The 13,157-nt window shown below is 57.9% G+C and carries 10 protein-coding genes; 2 read left to right on the forward strand and 8 right to left on the reverse strand.

The window, feature by feature from the left end:
• Window positions 1-4: 4 nt before the first annotated feature.
• Genes AB3N39_RS06410 through cecR form a run of 4 tightly spaced genes read right to left on the reverse strand, consistent with a single transcriptional unit; the run spans window position 5 to window position 4,529 of the window.
• Window positions 5-1,138 carry an ABC transporter permease gene (locus AB3N39_RS06410; protein ID WP_133294029.1) on the reverse strand — a complete coding sequence of 378 codons (1,134 nt, stop codon included), beginning with the start codon at window positions 1,136-1,138 and terminating at the stop codon, window positions 5-7.
• Complete coding sequence (locus tag AB3N39_RS06415) at window positions 1,128-2,867, reverse strand: ATP-binding cassette domain-containing protein (protein ID WP_143344849.1); 1,740 nt, start codon at window positions 2,865-2,867, stop codon at window positions 1,128-1,130. The genes AB3N39_RS06410 and AB3N39_RS06415 overlap by 11 nt, the downstream gene beginning before the upstream one ends.
• Entirely contained in the window at window positions 2,860-3,855 is a 996-nt protein-coding gene (gene hlyD / locus AB3N39_RS06420) for a secretion protein HlyD (protein ID WP_367897142.1), read from the reverse strand. The genes AB3N39_RS06415 and hlyD overlap by 8 nt, the downstream gene beginning before the upstream one ends.
• The gene (gene cecR / locus AB3N39_RS06425; RefSeq protein WP_133294032.1) at window positions 3,852-4,529 is read right to left on the reverse strand and encodes a transcriptional regulator CecR; all 678 of its coding nucleotides are present in this window, start codon (window positions 4,527-4,529) and stop codon (window positions 3,852-3,854) included. Before cecR ends, hlyD begins: the two co-directional genes overlap by 4 nt.
• 205 nt (window positions 4,530-4,734) lie before the next feature.
• On the opposite strand from cecR, the gene rhlE reads away from it, so the two are divergent.
• Both rhlE and dinG read left to right on the forward strand, forming a co-directional pair.
• A complete protein-coding gene (gene rhlE / locus AB3N39_RS06430; RefSeq protein ID WP_133294033.1) occupies window positions 4,735-6,114 on the forward strand; it encodes an ATP-dependent RNA helicase RhlE in 1,380 nt (459 codons plus the stop codon).
• Window positions 6,115-6,211: 97 nt separating this feature from the next.
• Window positions 6,212-8,389 (forward strand): ATP-dependent DNA helicase DinG, encoded by a 2,178-nt coding sequence (gene dinG, locus AB3N39_RS06435; RefSeq protein ID WP_367897143.1) that lies wholly within the window; start codon window positions 6,212-6,214, stop codon window positions 8,387-8,389.
• On the opposite strand, the gene AB3N39_RS06440 is transcribed toward dinG, so the two are convergent.
• The 4 genes from AB3N39_RS06440 to AB3N39_RS06455 all read right to left on the reverse strand — a co-directional run bounded on the left by AB3N39_RS06440 (window position 8,376) and on the right by AB3N39_RS06455 (window position 13,130).
• Window positions 8,376-8,879, reverse strand: coding sequence for a fimbrial protein (locus AB3N39_RS06440; protein WP_133294035.1), 504 nt, complete (start codon window positions 8,877-8,879; stop codon window positions 8,376-8,378). The two genes, dinG and AB3N39_RS06440, sit on opposite strands and share 14 nt — an antisense overlap.
• Window positions 8,876-9,868 (reverse strand): fimbrial protein, encoded by a 993-nt coding sequence (locus AB3N39_RS06445; RefSeq protein WP_367897307.1) that lies wholly within the window; start codon window positions 9,866-9,868, stop codon window positions 8,876-8,878. The genes AB3N39_RS06440 and AB3N39_RS06445 overlap by 4 nt, the downstream gene beginning before the upstream one ends.
• A gap of 20 nt (window positions 9,869-9,888) precedes the next feature.
• A complete protein-coding gene (locus AB3N39_RS06450; protein WP_367897308.1) occupies window positions 9,889-12,390 on the reverse strand; it encodes a fimbria/pilus outer membrane usher protein in 2,502 nt (833 codons plus the stop codon).
• A gap of 65 nt (window positions 12,391-12,455) precedes the next feature.
• Window positions 12,456-13,130, reverse strand: a complete 675-nt coding sequence (locus tag AB3N39_RS06455) for a molecular chaperone (RefSeq protein WP_367897144.1) — start codon at window positions 13,128-13,130, stop codon at window positions 12,456-12,458.
• Window positions 13,131-13,157 lie beyond the last annotated feature (27 nt).

Below are 13,157 nucleotides of genomic sequence, written 5' to 3' on the forward strand. Positions count from 1 at the left end.
CTCCTTAATCTAACCGCCGTTTGGTTTTCATCCACGTCAAACCGATAAACATCACCGCCGAAGCCATTAAAAACAGCGTGTTGATAATCAGCACTACCGGAATATTCCCCGCCAGGAACAGGCTTTGCAGCGTGCTCACGAAGTAGCGCGCCGGGATAATGTAGGTCACGGCGCGGATGACGGCAGGCATACTGTCTATCTGGAAGATAAACCCTGAGAGCATTATTGACGGCAGGAAAGCGGCATTCAGCGCTACCTGCGCGGCGTTAAACTGGTTGCGGGTGATGGTGGAGATGAGTAGCCCCATGCCAAGCGTGCTGAGTAAAAACAGGCTGGTGATAAAGAACAGCACGACCAGCGAGCCGCGATACGGCACGCCGAGGATAAAGACTGACACCAGCATACAGAGCAGCATTGCCAGCATGCCGAGGAAGTAGTAGGGAATGAGCTTGCACAGCAGCAGCTCGACGCGCGTCACTTCGGTTGAAAGCAGCGCCTCCATGGTGCCGCGCTCCCACTCGCGGGCGATCACCAGCGAGGTTAGGATCGCGCCAATCACCGTCATGATAATCGTCACCGCGCCCGGAATAATAAAGTGCTGGCTGATGGCGGCGGGGTTAAACCAGTAGCGGGTCTGTACGTCGATCAGCGGTTTAAATTCTTCACCCCGATCTTCCGCCCGCTGCATTTGCCACAGCTGCCAGATCCCCTCCGCGTAGCCCTGCACGAAGTTCGCGGTGTTTGGCTCGCTGCCGTCGGTAATCACCTGGATCGGCGCATCGGTATTTGCCCGCGCCATGTTGGCGGCAAAATTCACCGGAATGACGATCAGACCGCGAATCTTCCCGGCCTGCATCTTCTGGATCAGTTCCTGGCGGCTGTCGCTGATGGTGGCATCAATGTAGGGAGAGCCGGTCATAGCGTGGGTAAAGTCCAGCGCCTCTTTGCTCTGCTGCTCCAGCAAAATCCCGACCCGCAGCTTGCTGGAATCCAGGTTAATGCCGTAGCCAAAGATAAACAGCAGCAGCAGGGGGATCACTACCGCAATCAGCCAGCTGCTGGGGTCACGCACGATCTGCCGCGTCTCTTTAATGCACAGCGCGCGCACCCTGCGCCAGGAAATGGCCTTACTGCGCATGGGCATTCTCCTTATCCCAGTCGTGGATGAGGGTGATGAACGCCTGCTCCATGGTCGGGTCCGGCACCTCATCGTCGGCGGCCTGGTTTTTCAGGTCGTCCGGCGTGCCGTGGGCAATCAGCTTGCCGCGATACACCAGCCCGATGCGGTCGCAGTACTCCGCCTCGTCCATGAAGTGGGTGGTCACCATCACGGTCACGCCTTTTTCCACCATGCTGTTGATATGCAGCCAGAACTCGCGGCGGGTAATGGGATCAACGCCAGACGTGGGTTCATCCAGAAACAGAATATCCGGCTCGTGCATCAGCGAGCAGGCCAGCGCCAGCCGCTGCTTAAAGCCGAGCGGCAGCTCGTCGGTGGCGTGTGAAGCAATGTTGGTTAACCCGAAGGCATCGCTCATGCGGCGGATTTTGTCGTTCTGCGCCCGCCCGCGCAGGCCATACACGCCGGAGAAAAAGCGCAGATTCTGCTCGACCGTCAGGTTGCCATACAGGGAGAACTTCTGCGCCATGTAGCCCAGGTGCTGGCGCGCCTTGCCGGAGCTGACCTTCAGGTCCATATCCAGCACCAGCGCCTTGCCGGACGTCGGCACCAGCAGGCCACACATCATCTTAAAGGTGGTCGATTTTCCCGCGCCGTTAGGCCCGAGCAGGCCAAAAATCTCACCGCGCTTCACGGCAAAATTCACGTTGTCGGTGGCGGCGAAATCCCCGAACTTTTTGGTGAGGGATTTGGCTTCGATCACCGTTTCGCCCGGCGTGCCTTCCACCGTGTGCAGAATCGCCCCAAGCGGCGATTCTGACGTGCCCGCGCCGCCCAGCAGGTCGATAAACGCGTCCTCAAAGCGCGGCGCGGTCTCTTCCATCTCAATCGTCGGCATGCCGGGCGCATGGCGAATATCGTCGACTGTGACCTCTTTTTTGAGGATCACCCGTACCGAGCGGCCCTGAATCATCCCGTCGCTGACCTGCGGCAGTTTGAGCACCCGCTGCAGCAGCCTGCGGTTGGACTCCTGCGGACTGTGCAGCAGAAAGCTGCGCCCGGCCATGCTCTGCGTCAGCGTCGTCGGCTCGCCCTGATAAAGCAGTTCGCCTTCGTTCATCAGCAGCACGTCACGGCACTGCTCCGCTTCGTCGAGGTAGGAGGTGCTCCAGAGGATCAGCATCCCGTCGCCGGCCAGCTCGTGCACCATCTGCCACAGTTCTCGTCGCGAAATCGGGTCCACGCCAACGCCGGGCTCGTCCAGCAGCAGCACCTTTGGCTCGCCGACCAGCGTGCAGGCCAGCCCCAGCTTCTGCTTCATCCCACCGGACAGCTTGCCCGCCAGCCGGTCGGTGAACGGGCCGAGGGAGGTAAACTCCAGCAGGCGGGCGAAGGTTTTCTCCCGGGTTTCGCCGGTGACGCTGCGCAGGTCGGCGTACAGGTTCAGGTTTTCCATCACCGTCAGATCTTCATACAGGCCAAACTTCTGCGGCATATAGCCGAGCATGGCGTGGAGCGCGCCGTCGTCTTTAATCGGATCCAGGCCCAGCACGCTGGCCGAGCCTTCATCCGGCTTCAGCAGTCCGGCCAGCATCCGCATCAGCGTGGTTTTCCCCGCGCCGTCCGGGCCGACCAGCCCGGTCACATAGCCCTTCTGGATAGTGCAGTTCAGCGGCGCGACGGCCGGTTTGTCCATTCCCGCGAAGCGTTTAACCAGATTGTTGAGCTGAATAACCGCGTCATTCATGTCGTTCCCCGTTGTCTACTTTTACGGTGACGGGCATGCCCTGGCGCAGCGCGTCGTCCGCATCGGTCACGATGATGCGCAGGCGATACACCAGGTCGGTACGCAGGTCCGGTGTTTCAACGGTTTTCGGCGTGAATTCGGCGGTAGGGGAGACAAAGCCCACTTTGCCGTGATACGGCTTGTCCGGGCGACCGTCGGTATAGAGCAGCAGCTCGCGGCCCGGCTGCATCTGGCCGAGATTCGGTTCATCAATGTAGGCGCGCACCCAGACCGGGCGGGTCAGGGAGAGCGTTAAGACGGTGCTGCCCGCGCTGAGCATGCTGCCGGGCTCCACGGCGCGGGTCATCAGCGTACCGTCAGACGGTGCGATTAAGGTGGTGTCGTGCAGATCGAGCTCTGCCTGCGCCAGCTGCGCCTGCGCCTGTTCAAGGCTGGCTTTCGCCTGGGCGATATCCTGCGGGCGGTTACCGGTGTGGTACTGGCTTAACTTATCCTGCGCGGATTTTAGCGTTGCCTGCGCCTGGTCGCGGGACGAACGCGCATTTTCCAGATCGTTGGCGGAAATGGTGCGGCTTTTCCACAGCCCCTGCTGGCGCGCGTAGAAGTTCTGCGCGTAGTCATAGGCGGCCTGCGCCTGCTTAACGGCGGCGGCGGCCTGGGCAATCTCTTCGTCGCGATAGCCGGCCAGCATCAGGTCATACTGTGCCTGGGCGATGGACACGCCTGCTTTGGCCTGCAGCAGCGCATTCTCATAGGGCGCTTTGTCCAGCATCCCCAGCGTCTGCCCGCTTTTAATGGCATCGCCTTCGTCCACGCTCAGCGAGGCGAGACGACCGCCTACGCGGAAACTCATGTTCACCGTGCGAATATCCACGTTACCGTACAGCGTCAGGCCTTTATCCTGATGGCCTTGATACCACAGCCATCCACCGACGCCTGCGGCAAGCAAAACAACGACCACCAGAATGATGGCGACAGGTTTTTTCATGACTTCGGGCTCCTTTGCGTTAAGCCTTGCAGGATCAGATCGAGATGACAGGCGATCACCTCGCCTATCTGCGCGGCTTTATCCTCATCAAATTGTGTCCAGCCGGTGCGTAACAGGATGGTTTCCCTGCCCAGACGGAAGGCCAGAATTTCACCCAACAGGGCGTGGGTATGCAAAATTGTCTCGGTATCACTGGCGTCCCGCCCGGTATAGGCGGCGATCAGCCGGGTCAGGTGGGTATGCATCGGAGCAATGACCCGATCGTGTACCCGCTGGTAGGCGGCAGTGGGGGAGAGCTGCTCGCGGGAGATAAACTTGCTCAGGTTGAGCGTATCGTCGTGCGTCAGCAGGCGGATCATGTTGTTACAGGCATTGAGGATCAGCTGGCGGATGGCCTCGCGATCGGGCGACGGCTGGCCGAGCAGCGCGGTGGCTTCCTCTACGTGTGGGTGAAACTGCGTGCCGATAAAATCGGCAATCCACTCGGCGCAGGCGAGATATAAATCTTCTTTTGAGCCAAAATAGTAGGTAATCGCCGCAATGTTCTGCCCGGCCAGCGCGGCGATATCGCGCGTGGTTGCATGCAGGCCGTACTCACCAAACTGCGCCAGCGCGGCGGCGATAAGCTGGTTTTTGGCCTGTTCACCTTTGGTTGTTGTGGGTGTCGTATTCATGGCGGCACTAAGAATTAATCAATCGATTGATTAAGATTATGCCTGATTCCCGCTAACGTCGAGGGAATGCGGAGGGATATTTTATGCGCCACGTCACAAAAGCTGCTACACTCCGCTCCTTCGCGACATTGTGGTTTTTGTCCTCTCAATTGTTATATCTCCCTGAAAACTACACCTGTGATGGTCGGGGCGGTTCGGAGTTTTTATGTCTTTTGATTCCCTTGGCCTGAACCCGGAAATTCTGCGCGCGATCGCAGAGCAGGGCTACGTTGAGCCAACCCCAATCCAGCAGCAGGCGATCCCCGCCGTTCTTCAGGGACGTGACCTGATGGCCAGCGCCCAGACCGGCACCGGTAAAACCGCGGGCTTTACCCTGCCGCTGTTAGAGCTGCTGGTAAAAAACCAGCCGCACGCCAAAGGCCGTCGTCCGGTTCGTGCCCTGATCCTCACCCCAACCCGCGAGCTGGCCGCGCAGATTGGCGAGAACGTGCGTGACTATAGCCGCTATCTCAACATTCGCTCGCTGGTAGTTTTCGGTGGCGTCAGCATCAATCCGCAGATGATGAAGCTGCGCGGCGGCGTGGACGTGCTGATAGCAACGCCGGGCCGTCTGCTTGACCTCGAACACCAGAACGCGGTGAAGCTCGATAGCATTGAAATTCTGGTGCTGGACGAAGCCGACCGCATGCTCGACATGGGCTTCATCCATGATATTCGTCGCGTGCTGGCCAAGCTGCCTGCGCGTCGTCAGAACCTGCTCTTCTCTGCGACCTTCTCCGACGAGATCAAGGCGCTGGCGGAAAAGCTGCTGCATAACCCGCTGGAAGTGGAAGTGGCGCGCCGCAACACCGCCTCCGAGCAGGTGACGCAGCACGTTCACTTTGTGGATAAAAAGCGCAAGCGGGAACTGCTCTCCCAGATGATAGGCCAGGGTAACTGGCAGCAGGTGCTGGTCTTTACCCGCACCAAGCACGGTGCCAACCACCTGGCTGAACAGCTGAACAAAGACGGCATCCGCAGTGCGGCGATCCACGGTAACAAGAGCCAGGGCGCGCGGACCCGTGCGCTGGCGGACTTCAAGTCCGGCGACATCCGCGTGCTGGTGGCCACCGACATCGCTGCCCGTGGCCTCGACATTGAAGAGCTGCCGCACGTTGTGAACTACGAGCTGCCAAACGTGCCGGAAGATTACGTGCACCGTATCGGCCGTACCGGCCGTGCGGCGGCCACCGGTGAAGCGCTCTCTCTGGTTTGCGTGGACGAGCACAAGCTGCTGCGCGACATCGAGCGCCTCCTGAAGAAAGAGATCCCGCGCATCGAAACCCCGGGCTATGAAGTGGACCCGTCAATCAAAGCCGAGCCGATTCAGAACGGTCGTCAGGGCGGTCGCGGTCAGGGCGGCGGCGGTCGCGGCCAGCAGCCGCGTCGTGCCGAAGGTGGCGCGCCGAAGTCATCCGGCAAACCGCCGCGTCGTAGCAACGACGGCAAACCGGCCGGCGAAAACCCGTGGCGCAGCGGCGAAGGCAAGCCGGCAGGGGAAGGGCAGCGTCGACGCCGCCCGCGTAAACCTGCTAACCCGCAGTAATATGGAAGCCCGGTCGTAAAGCCGGGCTTTTCTTTTTGCGGCAGAGAAGAGAAAGTGCCACAATAGTGGCTGTTTATACAGTGTTTCAGGTTTTCCGATGGCTTTAACCGCTGCGCTGAAAGCGCAAATTGGCGCATGGTATAAGGCGCTACAACAGCAGATCCCCGACTTTATCCCCCGAGCGCCGCAGCGGCAGATGATTGCCGACGTGGCAAAAACGCTCGCCGGGGACGACGGGCGACATCTGGCGATTGAAGCCCCGACCGGCGTCGGGAAAACCCTGTCGTATCTCATTCCCGGCATCGCGATTGCGCGGGAAGAGGACAAAACGCTGGTGGTCAGCACCGCCAACGTGGCCTTGCAGGACCAGATCTTTAGTAAAGATTTACCGCTGCTGCGCAAAATCATCCCCGACCTGCGGTTTACGGCCGCCTTCGGCCGCGGGCGCTACGTCTGCCCGCGTAACCTGGCAGGGCTTGCCAGCAGCGAGGCGTCGCAACAGGATTTGTTGGCGTTCCTCGACGACGATCTCACGCCAAACAACAAAGCCGAGCAGGAGCTCTGCGCAACGCTGAAAGGCGATCTTGATGGCTATAAGTGGGACGGCCTGCGCGATCACACCGATAAAGCCATCAGCGACGATCTGTGGCGCAGGCTCAGCACCGACAAAGCCAGCTGTCTGAACCGCAACTGTCACTACTACCGCGAATGCCCGTTCTTCGTCGCGCGGCGCGAAATTCAGGAAGCCGAAGTGGTGGTGGCTAACCACGCCCTGGTGATGGCGGCGCTGGAGAGCGAAGCGGTGCTGCCGGAGCCGAAAAACCTGCTGCTGGTACTCGACGAAGGACACCATCTGCCCGACGTGGCGCGCGACGCGCTGGAGATGAGCGCGGAAATTACCGCGCCCTGGTTCCGCCTGCAGCTGGATCTCTTCTGCAAGCTTGTCGCCACCTGCATGGAGCAGTTCCGCCCGAAAACCACGCCGCCGCTGGCGGTACCGGAGCGTCTGAGCGACCACTGTGAAGAGGTTTACAGCCTTATCTCGTCGCTGAACAACATCCTGAATCTTTATCTTCCGGCAACCCAGGAGGCCGAACACCGTTTTGCCATGGGCGAACTGCCGGACGAGGTGATGGAGATCTGCCAGCAGCTGGCGAAGCATCTGGAAAAGCTGCGCGGGCTGGCGGAGATGTTCCTGAACGATCTCAGCGAGAAAACCGGCACCCATGACGTTGTTCGCCTTCACCGTATCCTTCTGCAAATGAACCGTGCGCTGGGGATGTTCGAAGCACAGAGCAAGCTCTGGCGGCTGGCCTCGATGGCGCAGGCGTCGGGCGCGCCGGTCACCAAATGGGCCACCCGTGAAGTGCGGGACGGCCAGGTGCATCTCTTTTTCCACTGCGTGGGCATCCGCGTGGCCGATCAGCTGGAAAAGCTCATCTGGCGCAGCGTGCCGCACGTGGTGGTCACCTCCGCCACGCTGCGCTCCCTGAACAGTTTTTCTCGTTTGCAGGAAATGAGCGGGCTTAAAGAGAAAGCGGGCGATCGTTTTGTCGCGCTGGACTCGCCGTTTAACCACTGCGAGCAGGGGAAGCTGGTGATCCCGCGCATGAATTACGAGCCGCTCATCGACAACGAAGAGCAGCACATTGCGGAAATGGCGGCCTACTTCCGTGAACAGGTTGAGAGCAGGAAATACCCCGGCATGCTGGTGCTGTTTGCCAGCGGACGCGCGATGCAGCGCTTCCTCGAACACGTCACCGATCTGCGTTTATTGCTGCTGGTGCAGGGCGATCAGCCGCGCTACCGGCTGGTGGAAACGCACCGCAAACGCATTGATAACGGCGAGCGCAGCGTGCTGGTGGGATTACAGTCCTTCGCGGAAGGTCTGGATTTGAAGGGCGATTACCTGACGCAGGTGCATATACATAAAATCGCCTTCCCGCCTATCGATAGCCCGGTGGTGATCACCGAAGGGGAGTGGCTGAAAAGCCTCAATCGCTATCCGTTTGAGGTGCAGAGTTTACCTGCGGCATCGTTTAACCTCATTCAGCAGGTCGGGCGTCTGATCCGTAGCCACGGCTGCTGGGGGGAGGTGGTGATTTATGATAAACGCCTGCTCACCAAAAATTACGGCCAACGGCTACTGAACGCGCTGCCGATCTTCCCGATCGAACAGCCAGAGGTGCCCGAGGTAAAAAAACGCCCGGCAAAACCAGCCGCCGGGCGCAAGAAAAACATCCGTGCTAAGGGGCGCGGTCCTACTGGTAAATGAAGGTCACCTGCACCACGCTGCTGAACGTTCCTGCCGTGACCGGCAATGAGGTGGCGTAATAGCGGGCGGCCAGCGGGAAATCCGCCGTGTGATTGTTCTGGTTGATCAGCACGCTGAAGCTGGCGTCCGGGGCAAGCGAGATCTGGTCCTGCGGGTCGGCAAGCTCCAGCGCCAGTCCTTTCGCGGTTCCGGTGCTGGCGAATTTAGTCGGATGAAGGCTGTCTGGCTGACCGTGAAAGGTGGCCGTGGCCAGCACGGAAGTGGTTGGGCATTTCGACAGGGTTAAGTCGAATGATTTCCATTGTCCGGTATCGCCCACATCCTTAAAATCGCCGGTATTCGCTTTGCCCAGATTGACCGTCAGGTTCTGGCTGGCGCTGTCCACCTGGCAGGCGTTGGCATAAATGTTTCCGCGAACATCGAGTTGAATTTCTTCCGCCAGGCTCTGGCTGGCCACTCCAAGCAGTAAAAGGGTTAATAACGTTTTCATTTGTAGGCTACCGTAATGGTTGCGACGGCATTCGCCGTTCCGGGCGTCACCTCCGAACTGGTTTGTTCGTAAGAGACGCTGAAGGGATATTGCGACTGGATATTGGCATAGGCGGTAAAGGTATTCATATATTGCCCGAAAACAGGTATCTGGCCGTTAAAGAGCATTTTCACCCCCACGCCGGTGGCGACGCCGCTTTCCGGCGTTAATTTGATCACGCCGGGAAAATTCGTTTCATAGCCATTAGCGCTGGTGATCATCATTTCCGGCTGTACATCCCGATCGCAGAGCATGCCGATATTGAATACCGACTGGGAGACCAGTGTTCCCGGACCGGTAAAACGGCTCACCGGAAAATCACCCAGCGTGACGGTCAGGGATTTAGGTGACACCGAACAGGTCACTGCTTTTACCTGAACATTGCCTGAGTAAGAGAGGGTATTAGGGTCACCCAGGGCCTCAACGCGTCCCACTGCAAGGTTGAATTGCGTATTGCTCATTGTCAGTGCGCCCGAAGCCACGGTTTCGCTGATTTTTACCAGTTCCAGCATCACGTCAAAGCTAAAGGGGATGGTAGAGTCGCTGTTTATCGTACCGGAGACCTGGCCTACGGGCATATTCGCCGAACAAATCTGGTCCGCTGCGCCAGTCACGCGCTGTCCTTTATCATTTCTTAGCGAGATGCCGATACCAGCAACGCCTGTTTCATAGACGCCCGGAAGCCCGGGGATCTCTTTGCCGAAGCCGTTATAGCACGCGATGATTGGCTGACCCGCATCCGGCGCGTAGTAACAGTTTCCCGATATGTGCACGGTGCGTTCAGTTCCCGGAATGGTCGAACCTACGGGCAGGCTGGTGGAGACCGAAATCGACGTTAATGATAGTAGCGCGGGCAGGCTCGGCGATTGGCAAGAAGCTTTCGCGTGCGGCATAAAGAGTGCTGCCGTCGCCAGAACTAAAAGTAAGAAAAATGATTTTGCTATCTGCATCATGATCGGTCCGGTGTTAATCAGTGACACTGCGCCGCAGCGTTAATAATGTTGGTGTTATCTTTCTCTTGCATCAGGGCGTAATCGGCGACGCAATGCTCGCTCCCCTCCTTGCCCCAGGAAACGAAAAGGCGTCCATGCTGCGGCAGTCCGGTGAGATACACCAGGCCGTCGTTACCGACGATAAATTCACTGCTCTTATCTTCCGTGGTAACCGTTGCGCCGAAGGGCAGCGGTTTGTCTTTCCAGGCCAGCGTCATTAAGACGCGGTTGCCCACGCGTGTATCGAAGCTGGCACGAACTATCGCGCCGCGTGTTGGTGTAACCGTCTGCGAGGCGTGCGTCACGTCGGCATCTTCTGGCAGTGTCTCCGTGTCCAGCGAAATTGGGGTGTGACGCCACGGAGTGACAAACGGCACCAGCGTATAGCCGCGATAGTCCGTTTCCACGCCCGTCTGGTTGGCAACGTGTGTGCCATGCGTGCCCGGCGCTTTAATCAGCACCACGGTTTCTCCCAGGGTCTGACCGAAGGTGATGCCGTCAGAGTGGGCGACAATGCCGCCCTGGATCCCGGCGTTCACGGTGTGCTGATGGCTGTCCTGGCTTACGCCGCCGTGCACTTCACCGTAGGTGCCTTTGTAATCCGCATTCATACTGGTGGCGGTGTTGTTATTGGCGCTGTCCAGCCCCTGCTGCACGTTCCAGCTCAGCTTGTCTCCCTCCAGCGCGGTACCATTCAGCCCCAGGTTGTGGGTGGTGCCGTCTTTACTGTTGTTCAGGCTGTAGTTTGCCCAGGTATTAGGCAGCCAGCGGTCGAGTGGAACCGACACGTTGAGGCCGATTTGTCGGTCATAGCTGATGGATTTACCGTCCTCGTCCGTGTCGTTGCTGTTTTTATTGACGCTGTAGCTCAGGCTATAGCTCACGCCGTGCCAGCTGTTGTTGTAGTTAACGCTCAGGGAGGTCATATCCTGACTCTGGCTCCAGTAACGCTCTTTCACCAGGCTTAGCGTCACCGAACCCCGCTTGTCGCCCAGGGTCTGGTCGATGGTGGCCTCCGCCCGCGAGCGGCGCTGCTGTGGAGCGGACCAGTCGTTTGCACTGGTCCAGGACTCCATGGTGTCCTGCAGGGTATAAAAGCCTTTGCTGTTGTAGCGATAACCCGCCAGCGAAAAGTTAGTGCCGGTCGAGGTAAAATTTTTGCTATAGCGCAGACGAAGGGATTGCCCTTTGCTGGTTTTGCGCTTTTTCAGTAACGCTTTGGCGCGGGTAACGTCCAGGGAGAACGCTCCGAGGTCGCCAAAGTTTTTCCCTGCGCCGAGCGCGGCGGAGTGGTAATGCGAACTCTGTTGCGTACCGCCGTAAACGGTGACGCCGTGTGACAGGCCATAGATGGCGCTGCCCTGGGTGAAAGGGGTCTTCTCAACCTCTTTATCGTATGAACGGTAGCGCCCCGCAGCGACGCTGTACTTCAGGTGTTTTTCCCGCTGCAGCACAGGCACGGAGGCAAACGGCACCACGAAATGACTCTCGCTGCCGTCGGTCTCTTTTACCGTGACGTTCAGATCGCCGCTGCTGCCGGTAGGGTAGAGATCGTTAATCTCAAACGCGCCTGGGGCGACGGTGTTTTGGTAGATAACGTAGCCATTCTGGCGAACCACCACCTGGGCGTTACTGTGCGCCGTACCGCGTACCACCGGGGCATACCCGCGCTCGCTGTCCGGCAGCATGTCGCTTTCGGTAGCCAGCTGTGCGCCAGTGTAAGAGACACTGTCGAAAACGTCGGCCTGGGTGCTGCTCTGTCCCACGGTCAGCTCGCTCTTCAGCCCCACGATATCGCGCTGGGCATAGGTATAGACCGTGTTCAGCTTGCCGTCGTCCTGACCGCCATCCGAATTGTGGTTCCAGGTGCTGTAATTACGCACGCGCCAGGCACCAATGTTAAAACCGGGGCGCAGGTTAATAAACTGGCTGCTGTTGTCCGCTTCCCCTTGCTGGCGAGCGCGGCTTTGGCTGGCGTTAACGCTATAGTTCAGGATGCCCGCGGTGATCCCTTCGTCATACTCTTTCGGATCGATGTAGCCGCGGGGCACCTGGCCCAGAGCCGACTGGGGAATACTCAGCAGTAGTTGCTGGTTTTTGATGCGGAAAGTTGCCGAGGCCGAAGGAATGGCGCTGAGGTACGCGCATTCCCCTTTTGCCGCCAGCTTTGGATAATCTTTGGTTTTGATGCCCAGACGCGTTAATTCATCCAGACTCAGGCAAGGCTGCAGGGAATCATCTCCCTGGGCATCTTTTTGTAATGTAAAAAGGACGTCACGTGTGTCGATTTTATTGTTATTGACGAACACCGTGACCTGATATTTACCTGGCGCCTGACCGGGACCTTTTTCATAAACAGAGAGATCGGTCTTTGCCTGTTCTGGATTATCAATATCCAGCAGGGCAGGGTTAAAATAATCATCAGCGTGGGCCTGCAGCGCGCAGCATGTCACCGCTATTCCAAAAAAAGTGGGCAGCATTTCACGCAGTCGACGTAATAGCGGCTTATTTGTGCTGTACATGATTATTCAGGCGTCAACAGATATTAACGAACGGATGCAGACCAGGTTTTACTGATGCTTCCGTAATCGGTAATGACCGACCAGCTTACGGTGTTACCGCTCATATTTGTCGGAAGAGCAAAGCGGGTAGAGGTATTTGGCACAGCCCAGGTCGCTTTTGCCACTTTTTGGCCGTTCAGCGCAACGCTCTGGAAATTCATATAGAAAGGCGTGGGGTTGTTTACCACCAGATCATTGCCTTCGCGGTGCCATTCCAGTTTGTCAGCAACTGCTTCGGGTTTACCTTTAATCGATGCAGGGCGATACAGCAATTTAATACGGGTATTAATGGCTATTTGTAATGTATTAATGCCCTCTTCATGGCTTGAAGAAGGAATGGCTTTAATATTTAACCAGTACAACGACTCGCGGTCTTCTGGCATATTTCCGCCGGTACGAACCACACGCAACACGTTATCTTCTTTAGCGTTCAGACGGAACAGCGGTGGAGTAATCAGAAATGGCGCTTTACCGCCTTTTTTCAAACCGGTATCCACCCAGGACTGTACCAGATAGTTAATCTCATCCGGATTGGAAATCCCAATCGAAGACTCTTTTTTCTCTCCCTGATAAACCAGTCGAGTGCCATTAATAATCACACCTGCATGGGCTGTTACTGCGGTCAGTAAAAGTGCGCTTAATAAATAACTGTGTCGCATAAATCTGTCTCAATGAAAGAGGAAATA

It is taken from the genome of Enterobacter vonholyi (assembly GCF_040834095.1).
GTDB classification, from domain to species: domain Bacteria; phylum Pseudomonadota; class Gammaproteobacteria; order Enterobacterales; family Enterobacteriaceae; genus Enterobacter; species Enterobacter vonholyi.